The sequence below is a fragment of the Streptomyces sp. NPDC057682 genome (assembly GCF_042799575.1).
Taxonomy (GTDB): Bacteria; Actinomycetota; Actinomycetes; order Streptomycetales; family Streptomycetaceae; genus Streptomyces.
Window position 1 is genome coordinate 283,350 of sequence record NZ_JBHVIN010000006.1, and the last position, 16,703, is coordinate 300,052.

Consider the following 16,703-nt stretch of genomic DNA (forward strand, 5'->3'; position numbering starts at 1 on the left):
GCACCCCAGTGTCCCATCACCGTGGAGGCGTTCGACGCGAAGCGCGGAAGCCGACGAGACCCCGACACGCACATAAGGGGTCATACAGGGAATATCAACATGGAAGCGAAGAATGCGGCGCGAACTCCGGGGCCAGTGGTACGGATTCAGAACCCGGCGCCGAAGTCCTGGGTCCACCACGGGCCGCCGCTGCCCCGGTGGATCCCCACGCCGAGTTCCTTGAAGGAGCAGTTGAGGATGTTGGCGCGGTGGCCGGGACTGTTCATCCAGGAGTTCATCACGGCCTCGGGGGTCTGCTGTCCGGCGGCGATGTTCTCGCCGTACGTGGACCAGCGGTAGCCGGCCGCGGTGATGCGGTCGCCCGGGTCGGCGCCGTCGGGGTTGGTGTGCTCGAAGAAGCCGCGGGCCGCCATGTCGTCGGAGTGACGCTGGGCGGCGGTCGTGAGCTGGGCGTTCTCCGTGACGGGGCCGCATCCGGCTGCCGCGCGCTCCTTGTTGACGAGGGCCACGACCTGGGCCGCGGCGCCCGCCGGGGTGGGGCGCGGGGCGGGGGCGCTCGATGTGCGCGGGGCGGACGTCCGGGTCGGGGTGGCCGCCGGGCTGGACTTCTTCGCCTTGGGGCTCGGCGGCGGCGATGTGCGCTTCTTCGCGGACGGCGACGGTGAGGGGGAGGGCGAGGTGGTCGCCGAGGGGGACGCGGCGCCGGGGGTTCCGGAGGCCGCGAGGTCGGTGAGCGGGGCCGACGGCGTACCGGCCGCGCTCTCGACCTCGGTCGCGCCGTCGGAGCCGGGCACGAGGGAGGCGTACCAGAGGCCCCCGCCGGCTATGCAGACCACGGCGACCGCGCCACCGGCGGCGCGCCGCCTGAGCCGTCGCCGCCGGCGTATGTCGGCGCGGGAGGCCGCGCGCCCTCCCGGCCCGTGTGCGCCCCCGGAACGGTGCCGTCCGGGGGCGGCGGGTATCCCGGGCTCGCCGGCCCGCGCCCCGGGCACGGTGGCGTCGAAGGACTGCGCCACGGTGGCGGCCGCGGCGTCCGGGGCCGGCCACAGCGCGAGGAGGGCGGCGGGCAGGGGAACCAGAGCCAGCCCGGCCAGCAGGCCCTCGGCCGGCATCAGCCCGCTCCACAGCCCCGAGCACCGCAGGCACTCGCGGGCGTGCCGGGCTATGCGCTTGCGCCACAGGGCCGAGGGCCGCCCGTCCCACGACCCGAGGACGACGCGAAGTTCCTCGCAGCAGGGCCGGGCGTCGAGCGCCCTGACGACGACCCGGGCGGCCTCCAGCTGCGCCTTCATCCGCTGCACCCGCACGGCCGTGTGCTGCGGGGACAGCCGCATGGCCTCGGCGACCTCGGAGCGGTCGAGCCGGCCCGCGCACTCCAGCCACCACAGGGAGAGCAGCCCCTGGTCGTCCGGCTCCAGCCAGCGGGTCGCCCGCGCGGTCTCCTGGCGCTGCCACGACAACTGCAGACGCATCATCGTGAGATCGACGAAGTCGGCGCCGGGATCCGCGAACTCCCCGGCCTCCTCCAGCGCGCCCGGCGCGGACCGGCGGTCCTGCCAGTGCGAGCGGACCTGGTTCATCGCGATCGCCACCAGCCAGGAACGGAAGTTCTCCGGCGCCCTCAGCGTGTGCAGCCCGTCCAGCGCGCGCAGCATCGTCTCCTGCACCACGTCGTCCACGTCCGCCGAACCGTTCAGCGCCCGGCCCACGACGTTGTAGACCAGCGGAAGGTACGCCCCCGCCAGCGCGTCCTTCGCCCCCGGCTCCCCCCTGAGGGCGGCGGTCACCAGTGCCACCGGATCCACCGTGTGCTGCTGGGTCATATGAGAGGTTCCCTGTCGTGTACGCCGCTGATGATGCCCGATGACTGGGAGACCGGGGCGGGCGGCTGCGATAACAGTTCTTCCGTGACGGGTTTCCCAGAGGTGGGCGGGACGCTATCAAAAGGGCGCTCGGTTCAGCCGTGACCGATCAGTCACCTCCTCCGCATGGTCACGGAGAGGCACCATGCCCGACCGTGCGTGTCACAATGCGATCGCCCGGTAGGCCAGGGCCCGGTCGACGACCTCGTCGGCGGTGAGTTCGTGTTCCGGCGGCCAGTAGATGAGGTCGCTCACATATCCGGACGGACAGCCCAGCGCACGATCGAGCGCCTCCAGGCAGGCGTCCGCCTCGGCCTCGGTGGCGTGATCGACGTCCATGATCCGCCGCACGTGCGCGACCGCCTCCGCACGACTCATCCTCACGGCACTCACCAGCCCCTCCCCCGCCCTCACGCCAAGGAACGGCAACGCCCGGCGGGACGCACCTACGCGTCCCCGTACGCCTCCGCCCCCAGTTCCAGTTCCGCCTCGCCCGCCGTGACGTCCGCCAGCCAGCGGCGGAAGTCGTCGACGTCGCCGTCCGGGAGCCCGATCTCGATGGTCACGGCCTCGGCGTACCGGACGTCGCGGACGCTGCGGCCCGTCGCGCGCAGTTCGTTCTCCAGGCGGCCGGCGCGCTGGTGGCCGACGGTGACGGTCGCGATCCGGAACCGCCGGCGGGTGAGGGTGCCGATGACGTCCAGCGCCTCGCCGACCACTCCCCCGTACGCCCGGATCAGCCCGCCCGCACCGAGCTTCACGCCACCGTAGTAGCGGGTGACGACGGCGACGACGTAGCGCATCTCGCGTCGGGTGAGCATCTGGAGCATGGGCACCCCCGCGGTGCCCCCCGGCTCACCGTCGTCGCTCGCCTTCTGTACGGAGGCGTCGGCGCCGATCACGTACGCGAAGCAGTTGTGGGTGGCGGTCGGATGCTCCTTGCGGACGGCGGCGACGAAGTCCTGCGCCTCCTGCTCGGTGGCGGCGGGGGCAAGGGCGCAGAGGAAACGCGACCGGTTGATCTCGGTCTCGTGCACGCCCGCGCGGGCGACGGTGCGGTACTGGTCCTGCATCCGGCCAGCCTAAGCGCAGGCACGGGAATGGTCCGGAGCGGCCACCCGTTGTCCGGATCATGTACGCAGACAACGAGACGATCCGCAGGATTCTCCAGGAGACGGGCGACACCTGGGCCGTGGTGGGGCTCTCCGGCAACCGCTCGCGCGCGGCCTACGGCGTGGCCGAGGTGCTCCAGCGCTTCGGCAAGCGCGTCGTCCCCGTCCACCCGAAGGCCGAGCGGGTGCACGGCGAGGACGGCTACGCCTCCCTGGCCGACATCCCCTTCCCGGTCGACGTCGTGGACGTCTTCGTCAACAGCGAGCTGGCCGGCGCGGTGGCGGACGAAGCCGTGGCGATCGGGGCCTCGGCCGTCTGGTTCCAGCTCGGTGTGGTCGACGAGCAGGCGTACGAGCGGACGCGGGCCGCCGGACTCGACATGGTCATGGACCGGTGCCCTGCCATCGAGATCCCCGCCCTGAGCGGCTGACCGCCGCCCGGCGCGCACATGTGCGGACTGTCACACCGCCCTCGCGGCTGGGATGATGGCCCGCTGTGAGCACCCCCCGTACCGCGAACCCGCCGGCCGCGCCCCACCGCGCCGCCCCGCTGACCGCGCAGCTGACCGCGCTCGGTGTCGAGCGGGGCGGTGTGCTGATGGTGCACGCCTCGCTGCGCGCGGTGGGCCCGGTGGAGGGTGGGGCGGACACGGTCGTCCGCGCGGTGCGGGAGGCGCTGGGACCGGAGGGCACGCTGGTGGTCCCGTCCTTCACCCCGGAGAACTCCGACACCTCGCCGCACTTCCGCGCCCGCGTCCACGGCCTGGACGCCGAAGCGCGCGAGGCGGTGCGCGCGGCGATGCCCGCGTTCGACCCCGCGACGACACCGGCTCCCTCGATGGGCCGGCTCTCCGAGACGGTCCGCACCTCCCCCGGCGCCGCCCGCAGCGCCCACCCGCAGACCTCCTTCGCGGCCGTCGGCCCGCTGGCCCCCGCCGTACTCGACGGCCACCGCCCGGACTGCCACCTGGGCGAGGACTCCCCGCTCGCCCGCCTCGACGCCCTCCACGCCCAGGTCCTCCTCCTCGGCACCGGCTACGCCACCTGCACCGCCTTCCACCTCGCCGAGTACCGCACCCCGTCCCCGCCCCGCCGCACCTACCGCTGCGTCGTCCGCGACGGCGGCCGGCACCACTGGTGGACATACGAGGACGTGGCCCTGGACGACAGCGACTTCGCCGCCCTCGGGGCGGACTTCGAACGCTCCGGCGCAGACATCCGCACGGCCCCCGTCGGCTCCGCGACGGCCCGTCTGTTCCGTCTGCCGACGGCGGTGGCGTTCGCTAAGGGGTGGCTACCGGCGCACAGAGGGGCGCATTCCTGAGGACGGCGCGCGCCCGTCCGGCAACAGCCTGGACGGTGCACCTATGTCCAACTTCCCTTGTGGCACTCATACTTACCGCGTATCGGCCCCGAGGGGAAGGCACCGGATGGAACAGAGTATCCGCACCGAGGACGGCCGGAATCTGGCCGTCAAGCAATTCGGAGATCCACAGGGCAGGCCGGTCTTCCTGCTCCACGGCACCCCGGGCAGCAGGCTCGGACCGGCACCACGCGGATCCGTGCTCTACCGGCTGGGCATCCGTCTCATCGCCTACGACCGTCCCGGATACGGAGCGTCCGACCCGCTGCCCGGCCGGTCGGTGGCCCATGTCGCGTCGGACGTCGAGAGGATCGCCGACGCCCTGGGCATCGAGGCGTTCGCCGTGGTCGGGCGCTCGGGCGGTGCGCCGCACGCGCTCGCCTGCGCCGCGCTGCTGAAGGGGCGTGTGCTGCGCACGGCGGGCCTGGTGGGGCTCGCTCCCCGCGACGCCCAGGGACTCGACTGGTTCGAGGGCATGATCCAGTCCAACGTCCGCGAGTACAACAACGCCTCGGCCGGCCGCAGCAGGCTGACCGCGGCGCTCGAACGCAGATCGGCGTCGATCCGGGCCGACCCGATGGGCTCGGTGGTCGACATGCACCGGGGGCTCTCGGCCGACGACCGCGGCATCGTCTCCGACACCGGGATCCGCGCCATGCTGGTGAGCAACTTCGCCGAGGGGCTGCGCAGTTCCGCGGACGGGTGGATCGACGACGTGATGTCGTTCAACAGTTCCTGGGGGTTCAGCCCCCAGGAGATCGCCTCGCCCGTCTTCCTGTGGCACGGCGAGAACGATGTCTTCGCCCCCGCCCAGCACACCCGCTGGCTCGGAGCACAGATCCCCGGGGCCGAGACCGTGGTCGAGCGCGGCGCCGCCCACTTCGGCGCGCTGCGCGTCCTCACCCGGGTGCTGGGCTGGGTCACCCGCTGAGCCGCCCGCGGCGGCCGGTCCCCGGATGTCCGAACCGGTCCGCCGCAGAGGTGGCGTCACACGGGCTGCGGCTCCAGGTCCCTGTTGACGCGCCGGCCGGTCCGGGCCGCCACCGCGATCGGGTGGTCCATGCCCAGATGCTCCACCGCCAGGGGCACCACCTCGGCCCGCTGCCTCTCGGCCTCGGCCTCCCGGTCCATGGCCCTCAGGGTGACCGCCAGATTGGAGCGGCAGACCAGCACATCGGGGTGCGCGGGTCCGTAGCGCTCCAGGAGCCCTTCCAGCGCCACCCGTTCCCAGTGCTCGGCCAGTTCCGGCCGGTTCAGGTCTCCGTAGGCGTTGGCGAGGTTGATCGCGGCGCACAGGGTAAACGGGTGCCGCGCTCCCAGGCTGTCCTCCAGCGCGGTCCTCACGGCTTCACCGGCCTCCGCAGCCGACTGCGCCGCGCCCATGCCCCGTAAGTAGATCGCGACGTTGTTCCGGCAGGCCAGCGTGAAGGGGTGGTCGTCGCCGAGCGTGGCCCGGTAGCCGTCGAGGGCCTGCTCGGCCAGATCGAGGGCGGCCTGCCGGTCGCCCACCGCGGAGAAGTCCGCCGCCAGGTTGAGCCCGCAGGCCAGCGCGTCGGGCACCCTGGTCCCGTACCGCTCGCGGTACCGGTTGTACGTCTCCTCCGTCAGCGGCTTCGCCTCGTGCGGACGGCCCGCCTTGCGCAGCGAGACGGCGAGGCTCTTGGCCGTGCGCAGCGCCTCCGGCACATCGGCGTTGAGCACCCGCTCGAAGGCCGCCTTCACCTCGCGGAGGATCTCGACCGAGGACTCGTACTCCCCGGTCTCCCTCAGGTCGCGTCCCAGATGCCCCTTGGTCGTCAGGGTGTACGGATGGCTCTCGCCCAGCAGCGTGCTGCGCCGCTGCACGGTGAGGTCGTCGAGCCTGCGGGCCGCCTCGCTGTCGCCCGTGAGCCGGTAGTCGATGGCGAGGTTGTGCGCGGCCACGAGCGTGCGCGGGTGGTTGTCGCCGAACGTCTCCCGCATCACGTGGTGGATCTTCCGGTCCCGAGCCAGCGCCTCGTCGAAGCGGCCGAGGGCCCGGAGGTCGGCGGCGAGGCTTCCGGTGGTGATGAGGAGGCTCGGGTGGTCCTTGCGCAGCAGGCGGGTCTGGCGGGCGAGGGTGTCCTCGTCCATCCGGCGGGCCTCGACGTACCGCCCTTGGGAACGCAGGGCGTTGGCCAGTTCGAAACGCAGGTTGAGGGTCTGCAGATCGTCCTCCCCCAGCTCCCGGGTCCAGGTCTCGTTGAGCTGGGTTCCCAGGACACGGGCGCTCTCCAGTTCGCCGCGCTTGAGGAGGTAGCGGACCCGGTCGACCATGAGCTGCCTGGCCTCCGCCTCGTCGCAGTCGGCGATCCCGGACGGTCCCAGATGCGGCCAGATCAGCTCGAAGGCCGGCCAGCTCTTGGGGTCGTTCACGGGATTGTCCTGGTCCGCGCCCTGAGCGGGCCTCGCTTCGGCGAGGATGCGGTGCACCTCGTGGACGGCGGTGTCCCGCTCCTCGGCCGTCATCCCCGCCCGGACCGCCGCCTGGACGAGCCGGTGGATCTGGATGCTGCTGTCCGCCGGGTCCACCTTGGCCAGGGCGAAACGGTTGAGTGCCTGGATGACCCGTCCCAGCATGTACCGCTCGCGCAGGTCGGAGTCGTACGGCAGCAGCGACCGGAACATCGAGTCGCTGCCGATCAGGGTCATCGAGATCGGTTCGGCGGAGAAGAAGGAACACAGCTCCAGCAGACGGACGGCCGCTTTGGACTCCTCGCGCAGCCGGGCGACGGAGATGTTCCAGGTGGCGCCGATCTGCAGGGCGTAGTCCTCGGGGGTGCCGAGGGAGAGCACCTTGGTGCTCTGCTCCCTGAGCTGACCGACGTACTCGTCGACGGGTGTCGCGGTCTCGGCCAGCCAGGCCGCTGCGACCTCCACGGCCAGCGGCAGGTCGCCGACGGCCTCCGCGACCCGGTCCGCGTCCCGGGCGGGAAGCTTCCGCACCCGTCGGCACAGGTGCTCCACGCTCTCCGCCCGGGTGAACACCTCGACCTCGACGGGCTCCACCCGGCCGGAGATCGGCTTGTTGCGGCAGGTGACGAGGATGTGTCCGTACAGGCCCGCGGCGAGGGGGCCGGTCTCGTCGGGGAACAGCTCCAGCGTCTTGTCCAGGTCCTCGACATTGTCGAAGATGAGCAGCCAGCGGGAGTACGGGACTCCGCTGCGCAGTGCCTCCAGCGCGGCCCTCGCCGCCTCGGCGACCACGTCCCCGGCACGCAGTTCCATGTGCTCGGCGAGTTCCGCGAGCGACGACATCACCCGGTCGGGCTGTTCGGCCTCGACCCACCACACCAGGTCGTAGTCGGCGCGGAAGCGGTGCGCGTACTCGCGTGCCACCTGTGTCTTGCCCACGCCTCCGAGACCGTAGAGGACCTGGGGCAGATGCTGGGCGGAGCGCGCGGTGTCGCGCAACTGGTCGCGCAGCCGGACCAGTACGGAGCTGCGTCCGGTGAACTCGGCGTGCCGGGGGCGCACGTTCCACACCCTGGGCACCGCCCCGGGAAAGCGCGGGCCGTCCGGCGCGGCCTCGACGGCCTCGACGGCCTCGGGCCGGTCCAGGGCGGTCAGCACGGCGGTGACCGCCTCGCGTTCGTCGAGCCGCGCCACATCGACCACGCCTCGGCTGTTCAGCGGCAGGGTCAGCCGTACGTCTCCGATCCGCACCGGAACGAGCTGGCGCCGGCTGCCCGAGGGGTCGAGCCCCAGGGCCGCCTCCCACAGGCTCCGGGCGCGCCGCGACCCCTGGTAGGCGGGCGAGACCACGGGCACGACCCGGTAGGCCCCGGCCGTCGCCCACTCGGCGTCGTTCCACGCCGTGTGCGAACTGCGTACGTCCACGGGCATGACGTGGAAGCCGGCACGGGTGAGGACGGACTCCAGCCAGTCCGCCCACATCTGGTCCTCGGCCACATGGGTGAGGACGATGTTGGACGGCGGCACCGGCCTGCGGCGGGTGTAGGCGGCCACATAGGCGAGCCGCTCCGCCTCGTCCATCGCGGGCAGGGCGGCCACCCGGCCCTCGGTGAGCACCGAGGTCAGGCGTTCGCACGCGGTCAGCATGGAGCTCGAGATGTTCGGGGCGTCACCGAACGTGGCGAGGATCTCCTCGTAGGCGTAGAACGGCCGGTACGGGATCTCCACCGTGCCCCAGTAGTCGGAGAGCTCCTCGTTGCTCATCCCGCTGGGGAAGCCGGGGAAGCTCTCGCGCGCCAGGGCCCGTCCGGCGTCGGCCTTCTCCTTCTCGCCGTCGTCGATCCGCATGGGGACGGGCAGGATGCGGATGTGCTTGTCGTGGAACCGCTCCTCGATGTCACGGGCCACGGCCGAGGCGCCTTCGATGCTCTGGTCGCTGAGGGTGAAGCAGACCACCAGCACCTGCGGCATCTGCACCGTGCAGATGTCCGCGATGTCGCTGAGACCGGTACGGCTGTCGATCAAGGTGAAGTCATAGTGTTTCCGCATGTCGTCACGCATGGCGTCGAAGAACTGGCCGCCTCCGTAACGTTCGTAGAAGTCGTCCCAGTCCATCCGGCCCACGGTCGAGGAATAGTCGCGGTTCCGGCGTCCGGCGGAGAGAAAGTCCAGACTTCCGCCGCCCGGGAACGCCCAGTTCAGAGACGTGGCGTGGGGCCTCACGCGGGCGTAGTCACGATGCCATTCGGGATCACGGGCCGCGGGCCTGCGCGCCTCTTCCTGGTATTCGGTGATGAGATTGATCAGTCCCGGTGTGGCGGCCAGATCGGAAAGATCGAGAAAGGGATGGAAGAATCGGTGCAGGCCCGGGGCTTCCAGATCCCAGTCGACGGCGAGCACGCGACAGCCGTTGGCCGCGAGGATCCAGGCGGTATTGGCCAATGCCATCGTGCGGCCGGTGCCGCCTTTGTACGAGTAAAAGGTGACGACGGTTCCGTCACGGTTCTCGGTCATCTGATGGGTCCTCCCCCCTCGGGGGCGTCACCGTCTCCGGGATCGCCCGTGTCCGGCCGCGTATCGCGGCCCGGTGGAGCGGAATTACTTGTTCCGTAGCCGACTCCGTCGAGGAGCAATCTGGGCATCGCGCCGGACGGGCCCTCGGGAGGGAACGTCTCGGCATGCGCCGCGTAATGCCGCTCGGCCGCCTTCACCGCTCCGGGGAGTTCCTGGCTGAAAGCCTCCAGTGTGGGGACCCCGCCACTGTGCGACCGATGACCGGACTCGTTCTCCGGGCCGTTGCCGAGCAGTTCCTCGGCAACGGCCCGCAGTTCGGCCTCTCGGCTCCCGGAGTCGGGGTCGTCCCGGTTCCACGGGACCATGACGCTGATCCACGGGCGTCCGTTCTCGCTCAGCCGCCTCAGCAGCTCCTGGCGTCGGGGCGAGTCCAGCGCCCACCGGTCGAGCAGGAGCAGTCCGGGCGACTGGGGGCGTTCGGTGCCCAGCAGCCGTTCGGCCTCCGCCTCGAACTCCCCCACCCGCACCTGGTAGTCGAGGTTGCGCACCAGATCGACGGCGTGGTCGGCCAGCGGCCGGGCGGAGTTCGGATGGTACGGATTCCAGTCGCGCTGGGCGGGTCCGTAGCAGTCGGGAGCACGCCCCGCAGGCAGTTCGGAGCGCGAACAGGCGAGGACCGAGATCTCCATCTGCCGGGCCCTGCCGGGCGGCCCGAAGGCGCTCGGCACCGCCGCGTAATCCTGCTGCGGATCACCCTCGGGCATCCGGCTCTGCTCGGCGACCCGCACAATGCGCTTGGCCAGCAGGTACACGGCTCTCTCGTACTGGTCGCGCAGGTACCGCAGCTTGATCAGCCCGTAGAACCCCTCGTCGGCGTACTCCTCGCCGAAGGCGGCATGGTTGAACTGGAGCCGCTCGGCCGGCTGCGGAAGCTGCCGCAGCGGTACGGGAACCCAGAGCGCCGGCACAATGCCGGACATCTGGCCCCCGTCGCTGCGAGCCGCCTGATAATGGACGGCACGGCTGGAGAAGGCGTACCACTCCCGCCCGCACTGCTCGCTCAGGAAATACCGGGGCGAGTACAGCGGAACGAAGACCTTGCAGTACGCCAACGCCTCGGAGAGGCGCTCCTGCCAGCCGTCCCCGGGTTGCATCTGCTGATCCAGAAAGCCTGCCGGAACCCCGGCGGGCAACGATGTCAGCTGAAGAACATGGGCACAGAGATCCCGATAAAATCTCTCGACCCAGAGATTCGGATCCTTGTCCTTCGGATCATTCCTGGGCGTATGCGCATAGCTGAGGAAGAAGTAGGGCCTTGGCTCGTCTCCCTGTGCTCCGGCAGCTTCAAGATCCAACGTCTCCCCCGGTCCACGTGTGGGAGCTCAGTCTAGGAAGCGAGGAATCTTCAACGGAACGGCAGGAACGCGCCTATTTACAGATCCGGCCGATCAATTGACGGCACAACCGCCCTTTCGCGGGGGATCATGGCGCGAGCTGCACGGCATGGGACGGGTGACGGGCGGTCCACGCGGCACGATGGCGGTCGGCCGCGGACCGCGCCTCCGTGAGAGCGGCGGCGGAGACCTCTTCCGCCTCCCACGTCTCGGCGGTGCGCCGCATTCCGGCCACGAAGCGCTCGCCCAGTGGTGTCAGCAGCCCCGACCCGGCCAGTACCCGCACCGCGTGCGTCGTCTGCTCGCGCCACTGCGCGAACCGGGCCTCGGCGGCCGGTGCGGCGGCACCCTTCGCGGTCCGCCGGCGCACGCGCCAGAAGTCGGTGACGGCGAGGTGGGCGTACGTCCCCTGGAGCAGACCGTCCAGCGGGCGCGGATCGGGGCGCCAGGGGGCGTAGAACAGCCGCGTTCCGTCCAGGGGCCGGTGCAGGTCGAAGCTGTCCAGCACCGCGCCCAGTTTGACGTGCTGGAACTCGTGGACGATCAACAGGGCCAGGAGGTCCGGGGTTTCCGGCCTGGCCGCGCCGATGGCGCCGAAGGCGTCGCGGGAGGCCGCGCTGACATCGCTGCCACCGGGCGCGTGGAGGGGGGTGACCGTGCGGAGGCCGGCTGCCACCCCGGGTGCGTAGTCCGGGAGTTCGTCCTGGATCAGCGTCCAGGCCTCGGCCAGGTCCTGCGCCCAGAGTTTGGCCTCGTCGGCCGGGAGCCGGTCCGCGACGGGCCACTGATGGCAGTCGCGCAGCGGGTCGGTGTCCTCCAGGGCGACGGTCCAGCCGGGGAGTTCGACGAGGCGCACCGGACGCCAGTGCGGAGTGCGTCCGTCGACCCCCGCTTCCCAGTCGATCCGCACATGTCTGCCGGCGGCACGCACCGAGAACCCCTCGGCGTCCACGGCCACTTCGGCCAGCACGGCCTCCGGGGGCACCAGCACCGTACCGAGGCCGGGAAGCCGCAGCAGCCCGTCGTGGACGGGCACGGCGAGGGTGTCGTCGCGCCGGGCGCGGAGCGCGGCGGAGGCGGCGATCTGGGCCAGACCGGAGGCGGCGGCGCCCCAGGGCTCCGTCCCGTCGAGCACGCGCAGCGCCCAGGGCCGCGTGTAGGGGTGCGCCAGTACGGCATCCAGCGCCTGGGGTGCCGCGGCGTCCAGGTCGACCAGCAGGTCCCATGCCTGCATGGCCGTACGGTCGTTGCGCGGTGCCCGCTCACCGACCGCGGCGAGCAGTTCGTGGTTGATCTCGGCCTGTGCCGCCGAGAGCCGGGTCACGGTCCCGGCGCCGCCGAATCCCGAGGCGAGTTCGTCGAGTGCGGCGGCGTCGAGCGGTTCCGGCGTGATCGCCGCGGGGGCGGCGGCTTCCCTGTCACGAATATTCATGATCATTTTCATCAGGTCGGGGCAGAAGACCGACGGATTCCGGAATCCGCTGCCGGTCCGGTAGCGGTGCGCGTAGAGGCCACCACCGCAGGACTCGACCACGGGGCAGGCGCGGCACTCATCGCTCAGGTGCTCCAGCCCCTGCTGCCGGGCCAGCATGCCCGGATGGGCGAGCACGTCGTCGAGTGTGTGGTCGACGACGTTCATTCCCGTCGCCGGGGCTGAGTCGTAGGCCGTCTTGAGGCTGTCCGCCTGCTCGAACGTCCCGTCCGTCTCGATGACGACGAGGTCGGCCGGTGCCAGGCCCAGCGACTCGGTGAGACTGCTCTCGCCGCGCAGGGTCCGCAGGACGGAATCGAAGATCCGCACCGGAACCGGCCGGCCGGCCGCGTCCCAGCGCCGGTAGACCGCGTCCAGCCAGTCCGCGTACGGCGTCGCGGAACCGTGCGGGCGGGGCGGGGGCACGTCCCAGGTGGCGTGCGGGAGCAGGAAGTCGATGCGGGGCGGGTCGAGGGCGACCAGGGCGTCGTAGACGGCGACCGGGTCGTTCTCGACGTCGATGGTGCAGAGCAGCCCGGCGAACAGGCGCCGGTATCCGGGCCGGTTGAGCAGTGCGACGGCGCGCAGCACCTGGGGGTGACTGCTGCGTCCGTCGGCGTAGCGGCGGTGCCGGTCGTTCGACGCCTTGTCACCGTCCAGCGACACACCGACCTTGATACCCAGCTCGACGAAGAGGTCGCAGAACGTTTCGCTGAGCAGCACGCCATTGGTGTGGATACGCAGGTCGAGCACGCTGATCCCGGCCAGCGCGCCGGTCAGTTCCTCGGCCGCCCACCGGATCCGGTCGGGGCCGGCGAGGAGGGGCTCCCCGCCGTGCAGCACCACGCGGACGACGGGAAGTCCGTGGGCCAGGGCGTGCTCCGCGATACGGCGCGCCGCCCCGGCCAGGATCTCCCTCGTCACCGCCCGGGGCCGGCCCCGCCAACTCGTGTCCGCGTGCTCGTACACGTAGCAGTGATCGCAGGCTAGGTCACAGCGGCTGTGCATCTTCAGCACGAATTGGCTCAAAGAAGCCGGTGGCCGGTCCATGGAAGGGGGGTGTCTCCGACCGTTCAGACTGAGGACTGGAAGGCTGCGATCACCAATGGACTCGTCCCGGCGTCGGTCGGCAACAGCCGACTGATCGATGCGGGTAGACCCCCGGCGCCCTGCACGGCAGCTCGCTGGGCGAGCGACACCCGAGGCGCGGCCTGGCTACGGGGAGAGACCCCCGGCCGGACGGCCGCCGAGACGAGTTCAGTTTCCATTTATCGTCCTTCAGCCTTCTTGTCGAGGGCAGCCACGAACCACGCATCGCCGTACGGACACATGAGTGGATGTCCCTAGCTTCCCTTATAAATAGGACATATAGGTACATTTCGCCACTCGGACATGCGTCAAGGGGGCTCGCACCACATCGCGAACGAATGCGCGGCCCATGAGTTTCGGCTCTCCCCGCAAAGAGCGCCCGAATGGCTGAGCGCGCGCACCAGCCTGCCCTAAACCGCACCCCCGGGTCATGCTGATGCGATAAACACATCAGGTTGCGGATCGAGTTTCGGTCACATCCCCAGTCCCTCGACCACCACGGCCCCCGGCAGCGCCGCCAGTGCCTTGCCCGGGAGGATGAGCTTTCCGCGGCGGCTTCCGCTGCCGACGAGGATCCAGTCCTCGTCGGCGACGGCGGGATCGACGAGGAGGGGCCAGGCGGCGGGGAGTCCCACGGGGGTGACGCCGCCGTACTCCATGCCGGTTTCCGCGATGGCGGTGTCCATGGGGGCGAACTGGACCTTGCGGGCGCCGAGGTGCTTGCGGGCGGCGCCGTTGACGTCGACGCGGGAGCGGGAGAGGACGAGGCAGGCGGCGAGGGTGGTCTCGCCGCCGCGCTTGGCGCGGACGACGATGCAGTTGGCCGAGCGGTCCAGGAGGTCGGCACCGTGGTGTTCGACGAAGACGGCCGTGTCGGCGATGGCGGGGTCCGTGTCCACATGGATGATCTGGTCGGCGGGCACACCGCCCCAGCCCTCGCGTACGGCCGCGGCGACCGGGGCGGTGAGGAGTCCGAGACGGTCGACGGCGGGGCTGGCGTCCTCGAAGGAGCCGATGGGTGCGCGCATGCGGCCCACGCTAACAGCCGCCCCCGGGAGGCCGGTTGGGCGTCTCGGCATCCGGGTCGGGCGAGGCCCTGGGGCTATCTGACCGGGGGGATCGACACCGCCATGGTCGCCTCCATGGGTTCCGTGCCGTCGTTGCGGTAGGCGTGCGGGTGGTGGGCCTCGAAGGTGGCGGAGGTGCCTGCGGGCACCGCGAAGGCGGCGTCGCCCACGACGAGGGTGAGTTCGCCCGCGGTGACGTGGATCAGCTCGACCGTACCCTCGGGGTGGGGGTCGGAGCGGCTGCCGTCGCCCGGCGCGAGGCGCCAGAACCACAGTTCCAGCGGGCCCCGGGCCTCCGTTCCCACGAGGAGCGTGGTGGAGCTGCCGGCCTCCGTGGACCAGAGGCGGACGGCCTGGGCCTCGGGGACCAGGCGGACCGGGGAGCCCTGTTCGTAGTCGAGCAGGGTCGTGATGCTGACCCCGAGCGCGTCGGCGAGCTTGACCGTGGTGCCGACGCTGGGATTGGTGCGGGCCTGTTCGATCTGGATAATCATTCCGCGGCTGACCCCGGCACGGGCCGCCAGGGCATCCAGGGTGAAGCCCCGCTCGCCGCGCCAGCGCTTGAGGTTGCGCGCGAGGGACTGGGTCAGCTGGTCGAGATCAGTCACGTTCCGTCCAATATTCTGGATGACGCAGTCCAATGCAGTGCACTACGGTGATGTGCACCCCATCGTTCCCACCGTTCACCGCATCGTTCCCGTCGTTCACCGCACTGTACTGCGAGGCGCCCCCATGACCGCACTGTTCGCCCTGGCCACGAGCCTCCTGTGGGGCCTGGCCGACTTCGGGGGCGGGCTGCTGACGCGGCGCACGCCCGCGCTCACCGTGGTGGTGGTCTCGCAGATCATCGCGGCCGTCGTCCTCGGGACGGTCGTGGTCGCGACCGGTGGCTGGAGCGAGGCGGGCGGGCGGCTCTGGTTCGCCGTCGCGGCCGGCGCGGTCGGCCCCGTCGCGATGCTGAGCTTCTACAAGGCGCTGGCGCTCGGCCCGATGGGGGTGGTCTCCCCGCTCGGTTCGCTGGGGGTCGCGGTGCCGGTCGGCGTGGGGCTGGTGGTCGGAGAGCGGCCGGGGCTGTTCCAGTGCGCCGGGGTGGCCGTGGCGGTGGCGGGCATCGTGATGGCCGGCGGACCGCAGTGGCGCGGGGCGCCGGTACAGCGGCAGGCCGTGCTGCTGACGCTGCTGGCGGCGTTCGGGTTCGGAGCCGTGATGGCGCTGATCGCGGAGGCCTCCACCACGGTGACGGGGCTGTTCCTCGCCCTCTTCGTCCAGCGGGTCACCAATGTCGCGGTGGGCGGCGCGGCCCTGTACGCCTCGGTGCGGCGGGGCGCCCGCGCGCTGCCCGAGGAGGGCGGGGCACGGGCGGTGACCGCGGCCCTGCCGGCCCTGGCCTTCGTGGGGCTCGCCGATGTCGCGGCCAACGGCACCTACGCGATGGCCGCCCAGCACGGACCGGTCACCGTCGCCGCGGTGCTGGCCTCGCTCTATCCCGTCGTCACGGCCCTCGCCGCACGCGGTGTCCTCGGCGAACGGCTGCGCGGGGTCCAGGCCGCCGGCGCGGGACTCGCTCTCCTGGGCACCGTACTGCTCGCCACCGGGTGACGGCCCGGACACGGCTCAGTCCTCGTCCAGTTCCGCCACGGCCAGCAACTGCTCGGGCGTGATCCCCTCCGGGATCGGCACCGGGGCGGGGGTCCTCAGGGGCGGCTGCCAGCCCCGCTCCTCGTCCCACCTGCGTACGACACGGGCCGGGGCCCCGGCCACCACCGCGTGGTCGGGCACCTCGCCGCGTACCACCGCACCGGCGGCGACGACCACGTTCCGCCCGAGCCGCGCGCCCGGGAGGATCACCGCGCCGGTCCCGATCCAGCAGCCGGGCCCGATGGACACCGGGTCCATCCGCGGCCACTGCTTGCCGACGGGCTGCGCCGGATCGTCGTAACTGTGGTTGGTCGAGGTGATGTAGACGTACGGTCCGCAGTACGTGTCCGGGCCGATCGTCACCGTCGTGTCCGCGACGACATGGCTGCCGCGCCCCAGCACCACGCCGTCGCCCAGCGTGAGGATGGCCTCGGGTCCGAGGTCCAGGTCGGGCATGAGGCCCGCCGTGAGGGTGACCTGTTCGCCGATGACGCAGTGCGCGCCCAGCTCGATCCACGGCTCGCCGAAGACGGTTCCCTGGGGGAAGGCCAGGCGGGTCCCCTCGCCGATGCGGCGGAAGCGGAGCCCTCCGGGGTGTGCCGCCGTGACCGCACCCGTCTCGCGCACCCAGCGCCAGCAGCGCTGGACCGCCGCGGCCGCGGTACGCCGCCGCCAGGCGGTCAGGGAGGAGAACGTGTTTCTGTTCTTCGGCACCCGCTCACGGTAGACGGCGGGTCCGCGGCCCATCACCGCGCCCACC

13 protein-coding genes are annotated in these 16,703 nt (G+C 71.5%); 4 read left to right on the plus strand and 9 right to left on the minus strand.

Annotated elements, in window-relative coordinates; all coding sequences use genetic code 11:
* Positions 1-146: 146 nt before the first annotated feature.
* The 3 genes from ACFVDM_RS13355 to ACFVDM_RS13365 all read right to left on the minus strand — a co-directional run bounded on the left by ACFVDM_RS13355 (position 147) and on the right by ACFVDM_RS13365 (position 2,935).
* Positions 147-1,823 carry a sigma-70 family RNA polymerase sigma factor gene (locus ACFVDM_RS13355; protein WP_383637500.1) on the minus strand — a complete coding sequence of 559 codons (1,677 nt, stop codon included), beginning with the start codon at positions 1,821-1,823 and terminating at the stop codon, positions 147-149.
* Positions 1,824-2,024: 201 nt separating this feature from the next.
* On the minus strand, positions 2,025-2,240 hold the full coding sequence (locus ACFVDM_RS13360) for an e9imm peptide (protein WP_383638025.1): 216 nt from the start codon (positions 2,238-2,240) through the stop codon (positions 2,025-2,027).
* Between the two features lie 68 nt (positions 2,241-2,308).
* Complete coding sequence (locus tag ACFVDM_RS13365; protein WP_383637503.1) at positions 2,309-2,935, minus strand: YigZ family protein; 627 nt, start codon at positions 2,933-2,935, stop codon at positions 2,309-2,311.
* Positions 2,936-2,994: 59 nt separating this feature from the next.
* Between ACFVDM_RS13365 and ACFVDM_RS13370 the strand changes: the two genes are divergently transcribed.
* From ACFVDM_RS13370 to ACFVDM_RS13380, 3 genes are all read left to right on the plus strand, one after another.
* Complete coding sequence (locus ACFVDM_RS13370; RefSeq protein WP_383637505.1) at positions 2,995-3,405, plus strand: CoA-binding protein; 411 nt, start codon at positions 2,995-2,997, stop codon at positions 3,403-3,405.
* 65 nt (positions 3,406-3,470) lie between these two features.
* Positions 3,471-4,298: an aminoglycoside N(3)-acetyltransferase gene (locus ACFVDM_RS13375; protein ID WP_383637508.1), complete on the plus strand. Its 828-nt coding sequence runs from the start codon at positions 3,471-3,473 to the stop codon at positions 4,296-4,298.
* 106 nt (positions 4,299-4,404) lie between these two features.
* Positions 4,405-5,268, plus strand: a complete 864-nt coding sequence (locus tag ACFVDM_RS13380; protein ID WP_383637511.1) for an alpha/beta fold hydrolase — start codon at positions 4,405-4,407, stop codon at positions 5,266-5,268.
* Between the two features lie 56 nt (positions 5,269-5,324).
* Here ACFVDM_RS13380 and fxsT read toward each other — a convergent pair whose 3' ends face one another.
* The 5 genes from fxsT to ACFVDM_RS13405 all read right to left on the minus strand — a co-directional run bounded on the left by fxsT (position 5,325) and on the right by ACFVDM_RS13405 (position 14,913).
* Entirely contained in the window at positions 5,325-9,284 is a 3,960-nt protein-coding gene (fxsT, locus tag ACFVDM_RS13385) for an FxSxx-COOH system tetratricopeptide repeat protein (protein ID WP_383637513.1), read from the minus strand.
* On the minus strand, positions 9,281-10,639 hold the full coding sequence (locus ACFVDM_RS13390; protein WP_383637516.1) for a TIR-like protein FxsC: 1,359 nt from the start codon (positions 10,637-10,639) through the stop codon (positions 9,281-9,283). Before ACFVDM_RS13390 ends, fxsT begins: the two co-directional genes overlap by 4 nt.
* A gap of 127 nt (positions 10,640-10,766) precedes the next feature.
* Entirely contained in the window at positions 10,767-13,199 is a 2,433-nt protein-coding gene (locus ACFVDM_RS13395; protein WP_383637519.1) for an FxsB family cyclophane-forming radical SAM/SPASM peptide maturase, read from the minus strand.
* A 512-nt stretch (positions 13,200-13,711) separates the two neighbouring features.
* Positions 13,712-14,266 (minus strand): YbaK/EbsC family protein, encoded by a 555-nt coding sequence (locus ACFVDM_RS13400; RefSeq protein WP_383637522.1) that lies wholly within the window; start codon positions 14,264-14,266, stop codon positions 13,712-13,714.
* Positions 14,267-14,340: 74 nt separating this feature from the next.
* Complete coding sequence (locus ACFVDM_RS13405) at positions 14,341-14,913, minus strand: helix-turn-helix domain-containing protein (RefSeq protein WP_383637525.1); 573 nt, start codon at positions 14,911-14,913, stop codon at positions 14,341-14,343.
* A 124-nt stretch (positions 14,914-15,037) separates the two neighbouring features.
* On the opposite strand from ACFVDM_RS13405, the gene ACFVDM_RS13410 reads away from it, so the two are divergent.
* Entirely contained in the window at positions 15,038-15,904 is an 867-nt protein-coding gene (locus ACFVDM_RS13410) for an EamA family transporter (RefSeq protein ID WP_383637527.1), read from the plus strand.
* A gap of 15 nt (positions 15,905-15,919) precedes the next feature.
* Here the strand turns inward: ACFVDM_RS13410 and ACFVDM_RS13415 are convergent, their stop codons facing one another.
* Positions 15,920-16,657, minus strand: a complete 738-nt coding sequence (locus ACFVDM_RS13415; protein ID WP_383637529.1) for an acyltransferase — start codon at positions 16,655-16,657, stop codon at positions 15,920-15,922.
* Positions 16,658-16,703: the final 46 nt, after the last annotated feature.

What these genes read in the sequence shown, in the direction of transcription:
- ACFVDM_RS13355 (WP_383637500.1), bottom strand. Translation starts at nt 1,823, where the DNA reads ATGACCCAGCAGCACACGGTGGATCCGGTGGCACTGGTGACCGCCGCC.
- ACFVDM_RS13360 (WP_383638025.1), bottom strand. Translation starts at nt 2,240, where the DNA reads ATGAGTCGTGCGGAGGCGGTCGCGCACGTGCGGCGGATCATGGACGTC.
- ACFVDM_RS13365 (WP_383637503.1), bottom strand. Translation starts at nt 2,935, where the DNA reads ATGCAGGACCAGTACCGCACCGTCGCCCGCGCGGGCGTGCACGAGACC.
- ACFVDM_RS13370 (WP_383637505.1), top strand. Translation starts at nt 2,995, where the DNA reads ATGTACGCAGACAACGAGACGATCCGCAGGATTCTCCAGGAGACGGGC.
- ACFVDM_RS13380 (WP_383637511.1), top strand. Translation starts at nt 4,405, where the DNA reads ATGGAACAGAGTATCCGCACCGAGGACGGCCGGAATCTGGCCGTCAAG.
- fxsT (WP_383637513.1), bottom strand. Translation starts at nt 9,284, where the DNA reads ATGACCGAGAACCGTGACGGAACCGTCGTCACCTTTTACTCGTACAAA.
- ACFVDM_RS13395 (WP_383637519.1), bottom strand. Translation starts at nt 13,199, where the DNA reads ATGGACCGGCCACCGGCTTCTTTGAGCCAATTCGTGCTGAAGATGCAC.
- ACFVDM_RS13400 (WP_383637522.1), bottom strand. Translation starts at nt 14,266, where the DNA reads ATGCGCGCACCCATCGGCTCCTTCGAGGACGCCAGCCCCGCCGTCGAC.
- ACFVDM_RS13410 (WP_383637527.1), top strand. Translation starts at nt 15,038, where the DNA reads ATGACCGCACTGTTCGCCCTGGCCACGAGCCTCCTGTGGGGCCTGGCC.